Annotated in this window: 8 protein-coding genes; 7 read left to right on the plus strand and 1 reads right to left on the minus strand. The window is 39.4% G+C overall.

Translation table 11 applies throughout. The features are described from left to right. The first annotated feature begins 21 nt into the window (after positions 1 to 21). Positions 22 to 2,232: an alpha-galactosidase gene (locus AC07VK_RS03790; protein WP_492958443.1), complete on the plus strand. Its 2,211-nt coding sequence runs from the start codon at positions 22 to 24 to the stop codon at positions 2,230 to 2,232. A gap of 355 nt (positions 2,233 to 2,587) precedes the next feature. Here AC07VK_RS03790 and AC07VK_RS03795 read toward each other — a convergent pair whose 3' ends face one another. Continuing rightward, positions 2,588 to 6,586, minus strand: a complete 3,999-nt coding sequence (locus AC07VK_RS03795; protein ID WP_492958445.1) for a hybrid sensor histidine kinase/response regulator transcription factor — start codon at positions 6,584 to 6,586, stop codon at positions 2,588 to 2,590. Positions 6,587 to 7,307: 721 nt separating this feature from the next. Here AC07VK_RS03795 and AC07VK_RS03800 point away from each other — a divergent pair. From AC07VK_RS03800 to AC07VK_RS03825, 6 genes are all read left to right on the plus strand, one after another. Beyond that, positions 7,308 to 10,214 (plus strand): SusC/RagA family TonB-linked outer membrane protein, encoded by a 2,907-nt coding sequence (locus AC07VK_RS03800; RefSeq protein ID WP_492958447.1) that lies wholly within the window; start codon positions 7,308 to 7,310, stop codon positions 10,212 to 10,214. 9 nt (positions 10,215 to 10,223) lie between these two features. Further along, complete coding sequence (locus tag AC07VK_RS03805) at positions 10,224 to 11,852, plus strand: RagB/SusD family nutrient uptake outer membrane protein (protein WP_492958449.1); 1,629 nt, start codon at positions 10,224 to 10,226, stop codon at positions 11,850 to 11,852. 105 nt (positions 11,853 to 11,957) lie between these two features. Then, a complete protein-coding gene (locus AC07VK_RS03810; RefSeq protein WP_492953343.1) occupies positions 11,958 to 15,047 on the plus strand; it encodes a SusC/RagA family TonB-linked outer membrane protein in 3,090 nt (1,029 codons plus the stop codon). A gap of 11 nt (positions 15,048 to 15,058) precedes the next feature. Continuing rightward, positions 15,059 to 16,804: a RagB/SusD family nutrient uptake outer membrane protein gene (locus tag AC07VK_RS03815; RefSeq protein ID WP_492958451.1), complete on the plus strand. Its 1,746-nt coding sequence runs from the start codon at positions 15,059 to 15,061 to the stop codon at positions 16,802 to 16,804. A gap of 172 nt (positions 16,805 to 16,976) precedes the next feature. Continuing rightward, positions 16,977 to 17,252 carry a hypothetical protein gene (locus tag AC07VK_RS03820; protein WP_492958453.1) on the plus strand — a complete coding sequence of 92 codons (276 nt, stop codon included), beginning with the start codon at positions 16,977 to 16,979 and terminating at the stop codon, positions 17,250 to 17,252. Positions 17,253 to 17,310: 58 nt separating this feature from the next. Then, positions 17,311 to 18,741 carry a beta/gamma crystallin family protein gene (locus AC07VK_RS03825; RefSeq protein WP_492958455.1) on the plus strand — a complete coding sequence of 477 codons (1,431 nt, stop codon included), beginning with the start codon at positions 17,311 to 17,313 and terminating at the stop codon, positions 18,739 to 18,741. Positions 18,742 to 18,760 lie beyond the last annotated feature (19 nt).

Raw genomic sequence — 18,760 nt, forward strand, 5'->3', positions numbered from 1 at the left:
GGATTAACATTGAAAACACAAATGAACAAGTCAGATCAAATTGCATATTACATCAAGCACGGAGCATTGGTCATTACCATTTCGCTTTTTACCGTTGGCAATATTAAGGCCCAAACCATTATCCCTATTGAAACCGCGCATAATGCATTGGTATTACAGGCTGATGTAAAGAAAGATGTTAATACCATTTTTTTTGGAAAGAAACTCAGTAATAAACAAGAATATGCGCAGGTTGCCGGGCAATACAAACAAACTGAAGACTACACCGGGCAGTTAAATTCGGTTTATACACCTTCAGGATCAAGAAACCTGGTAGAACCAGCCATTAGTGTTACCCATGCTGATGGCAATAACTCGCTCGATCTGAAATACGTAGATCATACCATAACGGCTATTGATGATAATGTGAGTCTACTTAAAATCAGATTGAAAGACCCAGTTTACAATTTCGAAGTCACCATGTTCTATAAATCTTTTTATAAACAGGATGTGATAGAACAATGGACAGAGATTAAACATAACGAAAAGGGGACAGTGGTATTGCATAAATATGCATCGGCCAATCTGCACTTAAAATCGCCGCATTTTTGGCTAAACCAGTATCATGGCGATTGGGCTAAAGAAATGCAGCCAGAACAAAGTGAAATCACCCACGGCATTAAAACTTTAGATAGCAAATTGGGTACAAGGGCAAATTTATTTCAGCCTTCGGTTTTTATGATTTCGTTAGATAAGCCAGCTGAAGAAAATGAAGGCAGTGTTTTGTATGGAGCCATGGAATGGAGCGGTAATTTTAAGATCGATCTTGAACTGGATTACCAGGATAACCTCCGCATTATTGCCGGAATGAACAATTATGCCTCTCCCTATAGCTTAAAAGCTGGTGAAGTTTTTACAACCCCTGCTTTTTTATCCACTTTTTCCGATCAGGGAAAAGGCGATGCCAGTAGAAAATTGCAAGATTGGGCACGTAATTATAAGATATTAGATGGAAAAGGAAGTAGGTTAACCCTTTTGAATAACTGGGAGGCCACTTATTTCGATTTTAATGAACAAAAGCTGGCCGATTTGTTAAAAGATACCAAAAAACTGGGTGTCGATTTCTTTTTACTCGATGATGGTTGGTTCGGGAATAAATATCCCCGTAACGATGACCATGCCGGGCTTGGCGACTGGCAGGAGAATAAGAAGAAATTGCCAAACGGAATAGCTTCTCTGGTAAAAGAGGCCGATAATGTAGGAACCAGATTTGGAATTTGGATAGAACCCGAAATGGTTAACCCTAAAAGTGAACTTTATGAAAAACATCCTGATTGGGTGGTAAAGCAGCCTAACAGACCTGAATATTATTTCAGGAACCAATTAGAACTCGATCTGAGCAATCTAAAAGTGCAGGACTTTGTTTTCGATGTGGTGGATGGCCTGTTTACTAAAAATCCGAAACTGGCTTACATTAAATGGGATTGTAATGCGGTAATTTACAATGCATACTCCGCGCATTTAAAAAATCAATCTCATTTTTACATCGATTATGTAAGGGGATTGTATAGTGTATTGCAAAGAATCCGTGCTAAATATCCAACGGTGCCGATGATGTTATGCTCTGGTGGAGGTGGTAGGGTAGATTATGCTGCCTTACAGTATTTTACGGAGTTTTGGCCTAGTGATAATACCGACCCATTAGAGCGCATATTTATGCAATGGGAATACTCTTATTTTTATCCGGCCATCAGCAGTTCCAACCATGTAACCGATTGGGGAAAACAGCCAATAAAATTCCGTACCGACGTAGCCATGATGGGTAAATTGGGTTTCGATATTGTAGTGAGTAAATTACCTGAAAAAGAGCTTCAGTTCTGCCAGGAGGCCATTAAAAACTATAACGATGTAAAACAAACGATCTGGCAAGGCGAACAATACCGTTTAGCCAACCCACGCACCGGCAGCATCGCATCGGTGTTATATGTAAATGCGGAAAAAACTGAAGCTGTTATTTTTAATTACCTGGTAAACTACCGTTATGGCGAAAACAGTAAATATCCGATTAAACTGAATGGTTTAGATGCAGCGAAAAAATACCAGATTAAAGAAATCAACCTTTATCCAGGTACAAAATCATCGATTGATGCTACTAAAACTTATACTGGCGATTTCCTGATGAAAGTGGGCTTTAACCCTAATGTTAATGCCACGAGGACCAGTGTGGTGTTAAAATTAGAAGAACTGAAGTAATAAGGTTCGTCATTTCGACTGAAGCGTAGGGAAATGGAGAAATCTAATTAATGGTTTCTCCATTTTTTTACCACAGCGCCCACAGAGAGCAGACCACAGAGGGCACAGAGTTGGAGCATAAATAAATACGATCGTCATTCTCGCGCAGGCGGGAATCAAAACCCATTCCATGTTCTGGGTCTGCCAAACAATTTTAATCCACTATATAGATCCTTCGGCTCCGCTCAGGATGACGAATGAGCCTATAGGTAACTCATTGATTGATTGATTGATTGATTGATTGATTGATTGATTGATTGATTGATTGATTGATCGACTTTGGGTACTGACTCCCGGCTAAGGACTCTTTACCAAACTAATCTTCTTCCTCACCTCCGTTCATAAAAGCACGCGGACTTTTTCCGAACTGTTTTTTAAACTCCCTGCTAAAGTATTTTGGATCGTTAAAGCCAACCTGGTAGGCCACCTCATAAATGGTAAACCTATTTTGTTTAAATAGCTCCATTGCTTTCTTTAAACGGATCGATTTAACAAAGTCGTTTACGGAGAGATTGGTTAGGTTTCTGATTTTTTTATACAAAACAGGCCTGCTCATCCCAACCATCGAAGCCAGTTCAGAAACCCCAAAATCTTCATCAGTAATATGTTCATCAATGTATTTTAAGAGTTTTAGCATAAAAGCTTCATCAATGGCATTGATGGTGAGTTCTTTCGGCTGTAAATGAATGTGTTTCAGGAATTTTTGACGCATTACCTGTCTCGACATCAGTAAATTACGAACGTTCAGTAAAAGTAACTCAGGACTAAAAGGTTTGGTAATATAGGCATCGGCGCCTGTTTCTAAGCCACTAACCTGGTGGATATGAGAAGAGCGGGCTGTAAGGATAATAACGGGGATATGGCTGGTACGTTCATCTTCCTTAAGTCTGCGGCAAAGCTCTATACCATCCATTACCGGCATCATAATGTCACAGATAATCAGATCGGGTAGCGTTTCTACAGCCGTTTCCCAACCCATTAATCCATTTTCACTTTCGGCAACCTGGTAATGTTTGCCAACCAGTGAGGTAATTAGTAGCCTGATTTCGCTATTGTCTTCCACCACCAATATGGTTTCGGTAGAAATATCAGTTTCTTTTTCAGATTTTAAAATTGCTACCCCTTGCTCTGCTTGTTGCGTGTAGATATCGGGAAGGCTTGAATAATCTTTTACGCCATCAAAAAGAGCTGTTTTAAAATGCGATTTTCCTTTCTTTAACCTTACCGTGAAATTGGTGAAACCACGTTCACCCTTTTCAGCAGGTGTGCTTTCTACAGCAATATGCCCTTTATGTTCCTCTACAATTGCTTTAGAAAGTGCCAAACCTATTCCCGAACCGATTTGATTTGAATGTTGCTCATCTACCTGGAAATAATCGCTGAAAAGATTCTTTAAACTTTCGGCAGGTATGCCCAATCCATTATCTGAAATGCTAATCACTACTTCATTCTCCATTTCCAATAGAGAAACAGATATTTTGCCACCTTTATTGCAGAATTTAAAGGCATTAGATAACAGGTTGAACAATACTTTTTCGAGCTGTCGTTTATCAAAAAACAGGCTTATGTTTTCCTGCTCGTGTACAAACTCGTACTGTATACCATTGGTTTGAGCAAGATGAGCGAAGGAGATGAAAATCTCTTTAATAAAATCGACAATATTATCTTCTGTAACATGTAGGGTAAGGTGCCCGGTTTCAGCTTTCCTGAAATCCATTAATTCGGTAATAAGCCGCATTAGCCTGTTGGCATTATTTTTTATCGGAATAATCTGCCGATTTAACTCGGTATCGGTTTGATATTGTTTGGAAAGATTTTCTAAGGGGCCAAGAATTAAGGTAAGTGGCGTTCTGATTTCGTGGGCTACATAGGTAAAGAAATTTAGTTTCATTTTCTGGATGTCTTCTGTACGTTTAAGCAGCGCACGCACAAAAAGATAACGAACAATTAAAAACAGTAAGCCCGAAAAGAAAGCCAAATAAATAAGATAGGCCCACCAGGTAGCCCAAAAGGGTGGAAGCACCGTTATTTTAAGGGTTGCAGCTTTCCCGCCAGGATTTCCATCATTATTGCTTCCCGTAACCATAAAGGTATAATTGCCAGCAGGAAGATCGGTATAGGTAACACTGGGTACATCGGTTTTTACCCAATCTTTACTATGGCCTTTGAGCATATACCGGTAACTGTTTTTTTCTGGTTTAATGTAATTTAATAAGGCAAAACCGAGGCTGAAATTGTTGTTGTCGTGTTTAAAAGTAATTTGTTTGGTGCTTTTGATATCTTCCTTTAACAATCCATCCGGTGCATTTACCGCTACGGTTTGATCGAACAGTTTGAGTTCAGTCAAGGTAATTGGTGCGACATTCGTATTAATATCAATCTGGCTGGGATAAAAGGCTGTTAAACCATCGTAACCTCCGAAAAACAATTCACCACGGCTATCTTTTAAAAACGACCGGATATTAAAATCGTTGCCTGCGAGCCCGTCGCTTTTAGTGTAATTAATGAATTTCCCAGTTTTAGAAACCAATTTAGATAATCCTTTATCTGTACTGATCCACAAGTTATTTTCCTCATCTTCAATTATTCCCAATACATTACCATTTGGCAGGCCGTCCTTTTCGCTGTAGTTCTTGAATTTTCTGCTTTTATTATCGAAAATGCTCAAACCTCCAAAAGAAGTTCCAACACAAATATTTCCATTTCGTATTTGGATAATGCAATTAATATAATCTGAATTTAAACTGCCTGCACTGTTCTTTTTCTGATCATGATAATAGGCTGTAATTCTTTTAGTGGCTGGGTGGTAAGCATATAATCCGGCCTTGGTTCCAATCCACAGATTTTTAGCCTTATCTTCAAATATAACCTGGATGTAGTTGTTCCTTAGGTACTGCTCTAATGGGCTTTTAACTGTTTTAGAAGCATACTGTCCATTTGTTTTTTTTAATGTCGATAATCCATCTTTGGAACCTACCCAAACAGTACCATCGCTATCTTCAGTTATTGCAATTATTTCAGCGCCACCCAGGTTGTTTTTTACATCTTTAACATTAATTATTTTTTTGAAATTATGGCCTGAGGGGTTAAATAAGTATAACCCCCCGCGATGTGTACCCACCAATAATTGACCTGTTTTATCAAGACAGAGCGTTTTAATTAGGTTCGAATTGAGTCCATTGCTGTTATTTGGTTCCGATTTATAGTAGGTAAAAGTGTTGTTGCTCCTGTTTACATAATTTAAGCCGCCGCCTTCGGTGCCCACCCACAGGTTATGGTATCGATCTTCGGTTATGGCACTTACAATGTTGCTGCTCAAGCCCTGATGTTTTTTCGAATTCCGGAATACGGTAAATGGTGTAGCAGATGGATAGACTACGTTTACACCTTTATAAAAGGTACCAACATACATCGAACCGTTTAAATCCTCAAAAATACTATGGATGGAGTTTTGGCTTAAGCCGCTGTTCTGTTCAGGATCGTAACGGTAATTGTTGAATTTTTGGTTAACAGGATCGAGGATACTTAATCCTTCCTGTGTACCGATCCAGATGTTGCCCGCTTTGTCGCAGGTTAGTTTTCTAATGTCGTTATTAATAATAGAATTTTGATCTGTAGAACTGGTTTGGAAGCGTTTAAAGGTTTTATGTTCGTAATCGAATAGATTTAAACCATTATACGTGCCTAACCATAGCCGCTTTTGTTTATCGATTACAATACTTTTTACAGCATTAGAACTGATGCTGTTACTGTTATTGGGATTATGTCTGAAAATTTCGAAACGATATTTGCCTTTTACCTGGTAAATACGCACTAAACCATTATAAGTACCTACCCAAAGGTTTTGTTTTTCATCTTTAAAAATCGAAAAAATCCAGTTGAGTGCAGATTTACGATTGGGCTTGTCAAAAAGAAATTTCTTGAAAATCTGCTTTTCAGCGTCTATCACCAAATTTAGCCCATTGTATGTTCCAATCCAGATGTTTTTTTGAGGATCTTCATAAACACATTCTACCGAATCACAGCTAAAGGAATTTGCTGAGCTCCGTTTGTTGATGCGATAAAAATGGTCGGTTTTTTCGTTGTAAATATTCAGCCCGTTTTCTGTTCCCACCCACAACCTTCCTTTGGTATCGCTCAGTAGGGCCGAAATTACATTGTTCGAAATGCTATTTTGATTATCTGAGCTGTTGCTGTAAATTTTAAAACGGTAGCCATCATAGCGGTTTAGTCCGTGCTGGGTACCCATCCAAATAAACTGGTCTTTGTCTTGCGCAATGGCCATCACCGAATTTTGCGACAGGCCATTTTCCATCCTGAGGTGGTTAAAAACAATAGGCTTCTGGGCACACAAAGCGGTGCAGATAAAAAGCATTGAGAAAAACCATAAAGCGTTTAAACGCAGATTCATAAAATTAAGCTAGTTTTTTGGCCATCTTATCGCTATAGAAGAATAGCCTTTGATGTATTTCCTTTAAATATAACGCGAACTTATTAAAATACTAAAGGATTACAGTTTTTCTACCCTTTCATTTACAATTTTCGACCTTTTTTAAGGAATAATGCGCCAGTTTTGGTTTAAGAAAATTGAGCTAACCAGGCCGCAATAACCAGTGGCACAGAGACTATTGATTAAATAAACTGACCAAACCAGAGGATATGAAGAAAGGCTAACCGCACAAACTAAACTATAGTCTATTCACGACTTTAAATTGACTAATCCAAATCAACTAATCAAAAAGATAACCAAACAATGAAATTTATCCCTAACCAATGGGGCAATATGTCGTTTTGCATATACCCGCTTTTCCGTTTACTATTTGCTGGAAACGAATCAAAATTTCTAATGTCTATGCTTAAGGCATAAACCCAATCCATTATATCAATAGAATAAATGTGAGTAAATGCTCGCAAATAATGCAGTATGCAGTAATCATGCTGGCTATCAGTATGCGGAATGATTAAAATTTTCGCGCAGCATGGAAAGTAGTCGCTTTCTGCATAACTAAAATTATAAACAAAATAAATTATTTTAAATGAACGGAACTTATACTTCGATTATAAAGCGGATGACACTGTTTGGGGTGCTGTTATTCTTGGCAAACAGTGTTGATGTTTTGGCATTCCAAAACCTTACCAATTCTTTAAAAAGCAAGAAATTTCAGGTGCCATCGTCGGCCAAAAAAAATAGTAAACAAATTCCCAACGATTCATTATCGAATTTGAGAGATTCTTTGAGAAACAAACTCAGGAATTCTGTAGCCGTAACTTTGCCAGAACATGATGTTCCGGTTTTATTTGGAACGCAGAAAAATATAAAAAGAATTCAATCTTCCGCTACTGTAAGTGGAGAAGAGCTAAAGAGTTTTCCTACGCCACAGGTTGGCTTAATGTTGTACGGGAAACTGCCAGGTTTGTACGTGGTTCAAAATAATTTCCAGTTGGGTTCTGACGAACCTGCTATATCACTAAGAGGAAGAACGCCATTGGTTGTAATTGATGGTGTACCTCGCTCGTATCTCAGTATCGATCCTGAACAGATAGAAAGCATTTCAGTAATAAAAGATGCACTGGGAACCGCACTATATGGCATGAAGGCCGCTGACGGGATGTTACTGATCACGACCAAACGTGGTGCAAATATGCCTAAGCAAATTACCTTCACCAGTCAGTACGGAATTCAGCAGCAGATTGAAAGGCCTAAATTTCTGGATGCATTCAATTATGCCAACTTATTTAATGAGGCGCTGGTAAACGACGGGCGGCAAGCCATTTATGGAACAGCCGATTTAGATAAGTATAAAAATGGTACAAATCCTTTTACGCACCCCAATGTAAACTGGACCGATGAAATTTTAAAGGCTACAGCACCTGTGAGCAGACAAAACCTGAACTTAAGAGGTGGAAGCAACAGGGTAAGGTATTTTGTAGACCTCGATTACCTGAGCCAGAGTGGTTTTTTAGTTACCGATCCTTCCATCAATACTTATGAAACGAATAATAGTTTCAAGCGGTATTCTTTCAGAAGTAATATAGATGTTGATTTAACAAAGAGTACTACGCTCAGTTTAAGCTTGTTTGGAAGAATAAGAAACAGCAATCAACCCGGATCTACAATAGCCAGTATTTACAGTACATTGTTAACTACGCCTAATAATGCCTATCCGAAATTTAACGAAAATGGCTCGCTGGGGGGAAACACCGAGTTTCAAAATAACCTGTATGGTATGTCGATAAAATCGGGATACAGGCCATCGGTCAATAGAAATTTAGGGGCAGATGTATCGTTAATGCAAAAGCTCGATACTTTTTTGCCTGGTTTGTATGCTAGTGGCGCAATATCTTTCAATTCCTACTATAACGAAAACATTAACAGAAGTAAATCTTTTGCGGTGTATTCGCCGGTAGTAAACCCTGTTACAAACCAAACGAGTTACAAAACAATAGGTGGCGATGGTACGCAATCGAATAGTTCTTCTCCAACAGACCTAAACCAGCAGATATTTTCCCGTTTCGATCTGGGATATGATAAAACAATCGATAAAAATACTTTTAAAGCGCAGTTGTTATTTATACGGGACAGTTACGTTTTAGGTGGCGCCTTATCGCAGGTTAATCAATCACTGGGCGGAAGATTTAATTACGATTACGATAATAAGTATTTGTTGGAACTGGCCACTTCGTACATGGGCTATGACCGCTATAAAGCGGGAGACCAGTGGGGCTTCTTTCCATCAGTTGGTTTAGGCTGGAACATCGCCAACGAAAGTTTTTTTGCCAATTTAAAAAACACAGTTAATTCATTAAAACTGAGAACATCTTACGGTTTAACCGCTACAAATGCCGCCGCCGGGTATTTCCAATACCTGCAAAACTTTGATAATGGCGATACATTTTATAGCAGAAATCCGCTAACCACTTCAAGTACAAAAGATGAAGGACCGCTGGCTAACCTAAATATTACCTGGGAGAAAGCAAAGAAATTTAATATCGGCTTAGATGTTTCGATGTTAAAAGATAAACTATGGTTAACAGCCGATTATTATAAGAACAGTTATTACGATCTGTTACAAACCAGGAGAACAAATGCAAGTGCTGTAATTGGAGCTGTTTTACCACCTGAAAATATGGGTAAAAACCAATATTCGGGTGTTGAGCTGGCGTTTGGATATCAAAATCAGATCAACAACTTCAAATATTTTATTACTGCCAACGGCTCGTGGAGTGCAAGCAAAGTAATTTTTAATGATGAACCTTTTAGAAAAAATGCTTACGAATACAGAACCGGACAACCTGTAGGACAAACTTTTGGATATGTGGCTGATGGTTTTTATAACAACACTGCAGAAATTAACAACGGACCTAAGGTTGACGGCTACCTCCCGGTTCCGGGCGATTTAAAATATAAAGATTTAAATAACGATGGCATCATCAACACTTATGATATGACCGCGATCGGCAGTACCAAACCTATTTTCTTTTATGGTGTAACAGGTGGAATCAATTATAAAGGATTAGACTTTTCATTCACTTTAAATGGTACAGCAAATAGAAATGTGTATTTCAACTTTATCAATTTTGCATCAACCGGTGCAGCCGGCGGATATGGACAAGCCTTAGAAAGCAGCTTATTAAGATGGACACCTGCTACCGCTTCGCAGGCAGAATATCCACGTTTAAGTGTAGGCAATAACCCAAATAATAGCCGGGTTTCTTCTTTCTGGGTTAAAAACGGCGATTATTTAAGATTAAGAAATGTAGAAATAGGTTATAGTTTACCTGGCCACCTGATCAAGTCAATCGGCTTTACCAATGTGAGGGTATTTGCCAATGGTCTTAACCTGTTAACCGCTACAACCTTAGATGGGGTAGATCCGGAAGTGCTGATCGGAAATGTACCCAATCAGCGGATATTCAATTTTGGTGTTAACCTTCAGTTTTAAATCTTGATTATGAATAATTATAAAATATACTTCGCTATAATCTGCCTGTTATTTGCATTTGGCTGTTCGAAAAAATTTGAGGCAGAACCTTTAGACCGTATAACCGGCGACTTAATTTTTGATCCTCTCGATAAGAATGCTGATTATGCAAAACAATTTTTAAACGGAACCTATTTGTTGTTGCCAGATTGGTACAACAGGATAGATGGCAGTTTTTTAGATGCCGGAACAGATGATGCCGTACCATCAAGAATAGGAACCCAGGCAGAATTTTATCGTACGGGTAGAATCTCATCTACAACCCTTCCTGATGATGTTTGGAGCAAGAATTATCTGGGCATCAGAAGAGCCAATCTTTTTTTGAGCAAAGTAGATGTAGTACCCACAACTGCAGTTTTAAAAACTCAGTTTAAAGCTGAAGCAAGATTTTTAAGGGCCTATTTTTACTTCGAACTGGTTAAGCGCTGGGGCGGTGTGCCTTTAATTGGTGATAAGGTATATACCATCAATGATGATATAAATGTTCCTAGAAATACGCTCGACGAATGTTATGCTTATATCGTTGCTGAGTTGGATGCCATAAAAAGTTCATTATTGCCTTATGCCATTAGCGATGGAGATTGGGGCAGGGCGAATATCGGAGCCGCAATGGCACTAAAATCGAGAGTGCTGTTATATGCCGCCAGCCCCTTAAGTAACCCGACAAATAATATCCAGAAGTGGACATTAGCCGCACAGGCAGCAGCCGATGTTAAAGCATTGGGTTATACCCTGGTAACCGATTGGGTAGCCAATTTTAATGCAACCAAAAACACGGAGTTTATTTTTATTAAACAGAATGCTTTAAATACAAATATCGAAATCAACAACGGTCCGATTGGATATTTACAGGGCGTTGGTTTAACCAGTCCGTCGCAAAACCTGGTCGATGCATTTTTAATGCTCGATGGAAAAGCAATTTCTGATGCAGGATCGACTTATGATCCGAATAACCCATACTTAAACAGGGATCCGAGATTAACAGCTACGATTATGCACAATGGTAAAAATTGGTTGGGAAGGCCTGTTGAAACATTTGAAGGTGGGCAGGATAAGCCGGGAGGAAACAGAACACAGACCAGAACGGGATATTATCTGAGAAAATTTATGGGCAAATTTGAAACTTCTACCAGCTACACCAATCAGGCCCACCATGTAATCTTACTGAGGTATGCTGAGATTTTACTAAACCATGCCGAAGCGCTAAACGAATCGGGCGGGGCAGTTGCCGATATCGTTAACAATTTGGTTTTAATCAGGAAAAGAGCAGGAATTCTTCCTGGCTCCAATAATCTTTACGGTTTATCGCTTACACTTAGCAAAGATGAACTGCGTAAAATAATTCAGAATGAACGCCGTATTGAACTGGCTTTTGAAGAGCACAGAACCTGGGATTTGAGAAGATGGAAACTGGCCGAAATTGAATTAAACAAACCAATTAGAGGCGTGCAGATTATCAAAAACGGAACAGCTTTCTCTTATGCTTATTTCAATGCCGCAAATGCTGTGTTCGATGCCAAAATGTATTGGTACCCTATACCACAGGCCGAAATATTAGCCAATAACAAAATGGTTCAAAACCCAGGATGGCCTAACTAGTAAGGGGCATAAACTTAAAATAATGAAGCATACAGGTTTTCAGATCACAGAAGTGAAACGGGAATCAGGACAGCTTCATGCCGATAAAAAAGAAACTATATACAGATGAAAAAAATACTGAATATAATATTGCTTGTGCTGATCACTAATTTGGCTTACGCCCAAACCAAAGTGGTAAGGGGTGTGGTGGCAGATGATAAGGGCACAACATTGATCGCTACAACGGTTACAGAACAAGAAAACCCAAAGAACATTGTGATCACCAATACCAGTGGTGCTTTTAGCATTAAAGTTGGTGCCAATAGTACCAAATTGATCATAAGCTCTGTTGGTTACATCACAAAAGTGGTAACCATTACCAGCCAAACTTTAAATATTGTTTTAAAAGAAGATAACTCAAATTTAAATGAAGTGGTTGTAGTGGGTTTTACCCCACAAAAGAAGATAACCAATGCCGGTGCAACCAGTACAGTATCGGGTAAAGAATTAAGACAGAGCCCTGCTGCAAGCTTTCAAAATGCTCTGGCCGGAAGGTTACCGGGTTTGTTTCAGCAACAAACCAGTGGCCAGCCTGGTGCCGATGCTGCTAATATTTACATTCGTGGGGTTAGCACTTACACAGGTGCATCTAACAGACCTTTGGTCATTGTAGATGATGTAGAGTACCCTTACGAACAGTTAAGCCAGTTAAATTCTAATGAAATCGAAACGGTTTCCATTTTAAAGGATGCTTCTTCAACGGCTATCTATGGTATAAAGGGCGCTAACGGTGTAATTGCGATTACTACCCGAAGGGGGACAAATTCTGCTCCGAAAATTACATTCAGAAGCGATTTTGGTTTGCAAACGCCTACCATAAGAAGAAAACCATTGGATTCTTATAATGCCTTGACCTTATTGAAAGAGATGGAGGTAAATGAAGGTAGAGACCCCAACCTGACTTTTCCTGGACTGGTTACTGAGGAAGCGCTAAACCATTTTAAATTAGGAGACGATCCCTACCACTATCCGAGTGTACAATGGTACGATGAAGTCATGCGTAAAAACGCGTTGCAGCAAAGCAATAATATCGACATTACAGGCGGTACCCAGAATTTAAAGTATTTCGTGGCACTTGGCAACGTTTATCAGGATGGTATTTTAAAAAATATACAAAAGGACGAAAATTTTAATAGTAATTATTATTTAAAAAGATATAATATCAGATCGAATGTTGATTTGAATGTAACCAAAACCTTAACCCTAAAGCTGGATCTTTCGGCGAGGTTTAATGAAATTAACCAGCCAAACCTGCCCGATGTACTGGCCGGTGGTGCCATATCTTTTTGGCGTAGATTAAGCAGCGGACTTTTAAATCCATGGAATTACCCGGTAAAAAATGAAGATGGGAGCTACGGGGGTAGAAAATCAGCAACGTTAAATCCGGTTGGTATTTTGCAATATGCAGGTTACAACAGAAATTACAGTAATAACCTTAACTTAAACCTAAAAGCCAACCAAAATTTAGATTTTTTAACCAAAGGCCTTGCTGTAAGGGCAATTTTAGCCTACACCAACAATGTAGAATTTAATCGGTCGTTAACCAGGGGGCGCTTTCCTACTTATGCCTACCTGCCGGGATCGGATGTTTTAGACCCCGTTTTTCCGGAGTTAAGCAGGTTAGAACCACTTACGGCAACAACTACATTTGATGCCAATACATCTAACTACCCCCTTCGTAAAATCAATGTACAGGGTATTTTAGATTATAACCGCCAGTTTGGAAACCACAATTTATACGGTCTGATCGTATACAACCAGCTAGCAGATATTTCCGGCGCCAATATTCCTGCAAATTTTAGAGGATATTCTGCCAGGGTAGGATATAATTACAAGTCGAAGTACATCTTCGAACTGAACGGTGCGTATAATGGTACTGATAGGTTCAAAGCAAGCAAGCGGAATGGTTTGTTTCCGGCAGTAAGTGCAGGCTGGAACATTAGTGAAGAACCTTTCTTTAAAAAAGCCCTTCCTTTTATCAATTATATGAAAATCAGGGGCTCGTTGGGTACCGTTGGTTCTGACGATTTCCCGAATACTTACCGTTATATCTACGAAGAAATTTATAATGCCCCGGCAACGGCGGCAAACTCTTACTGGTTTGGCGATAATAACAGCTTACAGTATGGCATTACGCCGGGTGCCCTCGCAAATGAAGATGTAAGATGGGAGCAGGAGCGAAAACTGGATATTGGTACAGACATTAAATTGCTGAACAGTAAACTAGGGATAACCTTCGATTATTTTAACCATAAAAGGTACGATATTTTAACCGTTAGGGAAACCGTACCTAATTTCTCGGGTATTTCGTTGCCTCCGGTAAATTTGGGTATTGTTAACAATAAAGGTTTTGAGCTCGATTTGTCATACCAGAATAAACTGTCAGAAAACTTATCCTACTTTGTTAAAGGAAACATTTCCATCTATAAAAATAAAATAATTTACCGTGATGAGCCTTATAATCAAGGTAACCCCTTGCTGATGCGCACAGGCCGGCCTATTGGTCAGATTTATGGGTATACAAGCATAGGTTTTTACAATGATGCGGCCGATATCGCCAATAGTCCAACATCAGTTGGCCGTGCAGTTAAACCTGGCGATTTGAAGTATGCCGATATCAACAACGACGGAAAAATCGATCAGGGTGATATTGGTCCGATTGGCAACCCAAACATCCCTCAGATCAACTACGGTTTTTCATTAGGCACAAGCTACAAAGGTTTTGATGTTTCAGTGCTTTTTCAGGGTGCCGCAAAAGGGAGTTTAAGTGCGTCAACCATGTTTCAGATAGGAACTACTAATGGTACACCTTCCGAAATACACCTAAAAAGATGGACGCCAGAAACCAAGGAAACGGCAGAATTACCACGCTTAGGCGGCGCCAACTTTGATCAGTCTACTTTTTGGTTACGCCCAACAGATTACATCCGACTCAAAAATGTAGAACTTGGCTATAATTTCAGTAACAAACTGGTAAGTAAAATCGGATTATCAAATGCTCGTATTTATGCAAATGCCGCAAATCTGATTACCTGGTTTAACCTGAAGATTTATGATATAGACCCTGAGTCTATAAATTCTACAGGAACGGTAGAGGCCTATTCATCCTATCCTCAACAAAAAATTGTAAACCTTGGCTTACAGGTAACATTCTAATATATAAACAGATGAAAAATATAAATTATTTAAAAACTTTAACATTGGTTGGCTTATTAGCGATAGGTGCTTTTGCCTGCAAAAAAACTGATAGCAGTAGTTTTTTGGATAAAACAGATGTAGGGCAGCTCAATGAAGCTACTGTATTTGCCGATAGTTTGTTAACGTTTAGGTTTTTAACGGGTATTTATACCGGTTTGGCCGGAACATACTATCTCGATAATGGCTTAACAGGCGGTGGTTTGTGGTCGTACAGCGACGCATCAGACGATTCGGATATCGTATGGAGCGGTGCTACGGCACAAATAGCACCCGCTTTTAATTCAGCAACATTTCAAAGTCAGGCCGATTTTAGCCGGTTTAAGAACCACTGGAACAATTGTTACAATAATATCAGGCGGGTAAATGTTTTTTTGGCAAACGTAGACCGGTCTCCGATTTCGGCCGCCAGAAGAGCAACTTTAAAACTGGAAGCCAGGTTTTTAAGAGCCTATTATTACTGGCATTTACTACGCAATTATAGTGGTGTGCCAATTATTGGCGATAAAGTATACGCCATAACCGACGATTTTGGTTTAGCCAGATCTACATTTGCCGAAACTGTAAATTATGTTGTTAGCGAATTAGATGCCTGCGCAGCCTTGCCTGTAACCACACAAATTGAAGATTTCGGACGCCCCACAAAAGGTGCTGCATTGGGCTTAAAATCAAAAGTTTTACTCCTGGCTGCCAGTCCTCTTTTTAATGGGCAAAATCCTGGTACAGGTGCCAATAAAAATCTGGCAGGTTACGATAATCTGGATAACAATAGATGGAAACTGGCCGCAGATGCCGCAAAGGCGGTAATGGATATGGGCATATACAATTTGGTAAAAGATAATACAACTGCCCCCGGTTATGGCTATTATCAGATGATGATTACCAGAAATACCCCTGAACACATTTTTCAGGTCATGAAATCGACAAACAGGTGGTACGAAGGTTTTCTGCTCCCGGTTTCGCGCGGCGGGCAAGCCTACTCTTATCCAACCCAGGAGTTGGTAGACACCTATCCGATGAAAAATGGTAAAAACATTAAAGAAGCGGGCTCTGGTTATGTAGAAGCAGATATGTACAAAAACAGGGATCCCCGTTTTTATTATTCTATATTATATGATGGCAGTTTGTGGTTAAACAATACCACAAATACTAAAACGGTGGTTAATTTGTATGCCAATGCCCCAGGCGACGGCTTGGGTACCTCGGGTTCTACTAAAACGGGTTATTTGTACCGTAAATTTTGTCACGAAGGTGCTGGCGGCAATTTTGGTATATCCAATAATATTGGCTTGGTGGCCATCAGATATGCCGAGATATTACTGAATTACGCAGAAGCACTTAATGAATTTAGCGGGCCTGGCACAGAAGTGTACCAGGCTGTTGAGCAAATCAGGGAAAGGGCTGGTTTAGTACCATTTCAATTGCCTTTGCAGTTAACCAAAGAGCAAATGAGGGAAGTAATCCGTAATGAGAGAAGGGTAGAGTTAACCTATGAAGAAGCGACTAGATTCTTTGATATCAAAAGATGGAAACTAGCAGAAACTTTAATAAATGGTCCGGCTAATGGGATGCGTTGGACACGTAGTGGATCAACCGTTACCGGAGCTCGGTTTTCTTTCGAAACAAGGAGATTTACCAATCCTCAAATGTATTATTTCCCTATCCCACAATCAGAAATTAACAAGAGTGCAGTGCTGATTCAAAATCCAGGATGGTGAGATTCTTAAGTCCGAAGTCATGAGTCTGGAGTCGATTAGGTCGTCATTGCAAGCTAGCCTTGCAATGACAATTTCGAAGAGCCAATTGATCAATTACCAATCACTAGTAAACCAATGAACAATAGCAAATCAGTTAACCGTTTCGAAAAATTAACCGATTAACCAATACACAATGAACGCGATAACAAAAATCAGAACAATTGAGCCCATTATGTTTTATTCGGGAAAGGATGATGAACTAAAGGTTTTTTTAAACGAAACCGAATTTGGTGAACTGATTATTAAATCGCTATCCATCAGCCAGATACAGGTTAAAGAAGTGCTTCTCGACGAAACAGGTGAAAAACTCAACTGGAAACAGGATTACAAAGGGCTTAGGGTATCGGTGCCAGAAACATTGGTAACCAGCAAGAAGGCTACGGGGAGGGTGGTAAAGGTCGCTTTTTAAGTAAAATGACAATGATGAAATAAAAATCAATTAATCAAATAACCTCAAACCATTAAACATGAAAAACAAAAAACAACTTTGCTTTGCGCTGCTTTTGATGATTTCAAGCGGCCTTTTAATGACTGCCTGTAAAAAAGCACCTGTTTCGGAACCAGAAACGGCTAGTGCAAAACCAACTACATTGGCACTAAGCTCGGGAACCACTCCACCGAGTTTTGTTACCAATACTAAAAACCTGAACATTGTAATGTTTGTGCCAACCGATAATCCGGCGCTTACTGATTATAAAACCCGCTTAACCTCTTTATTGGTTCATTTTCAGGGTTGGTTCCATACCGAAATGTTAAGGTATGGCTATGATAAATACATGGGATTGCCGAAAATCGATTCAACCGGATTGGTGCGTTTTATCGAAATACCAGCTCAGTTTGCACAATCAGCCTATCCTTACGATGCCAGTATTTCGGCAACTAAAATCCTGAATGAAATTGCGGCTTACAAAGCTACACATGCTTCAGAGTTCTCAAATTCGAGTCACACCCTCATTTTATTGCCGCAGCGTACAGATGGTAGTTTTGATCAGCCCTTTTATGGTTACGGTAAAAATTGTTTTGCCACTGACAATTCGAACATGGCGGTTGATAAAATTCCTAATGCAACATCAAATTTACTTGGTGGCATGCTGCACGAGCTAGGGCATGGCTTAAATTTACCACACGATCATGCCAAATATGCTTCAGAGCAACCAACCTTAGGTACTTCTTTAATGGGATCAGGAAATGTAACTTTCAGTAAAGGTCAGCCCACATTCTTAACCGAAGTTGATGCTGCCATTTTAAACCGTAACGAAGTGTTCCAGAATCCTTTGCCAACAGAAATACCTTACGAGGCAGCAACCACCACTATTAATGCACAATTTGCCTACAATGCAACTACCCAGGCCTTCAACGTTACGGGTTCGTTTACCAGCAATAAAGAGGTAAATGATATCTTAATTTACATGGACCCGGATTTGAGTAGTAGCGATGCAGATTATAATGCTGTGGCCTGGAGGTCGAACCCTGGTACCGGAAATACAATTTCGGCAACTATTCCTTTTAGCGAGCTTTATTATAAAAATAACGAAGCTTACAACATTAGGGTGAAATTGCTATTGAAGAATGGTGGTAATGTGAGCAAAACCTATTCATTTTCATTTTTAAACGGTGTACCACAGATTGGTGCAAACGGTTCTGCTAAATTTTACCAAAATGCCAGTTATGGAGGTTATGGTATATCATTACCAGTTGGCCAGTATACCACAGCCGATTTAATTAGTCTCGGTATTAGTAATAACGATGTATCATCTGTTAATGTAGGTTTAGGGTTGAAAGTAATCATGTATGATGGTGATAACTTTACCGGAAGTAGTATCGAATTAACCTCTTCGAGCACTTACGTTTCTACTTTTAACGATAAGGCATCATCCATAAAAGTGATTGCCCTTTAATTATTATTTTTATAAACAG

The sequence above is a fragment of the Pedobacter sp. GW821-FHT01D05 genome, assembly GCF_059422505.1.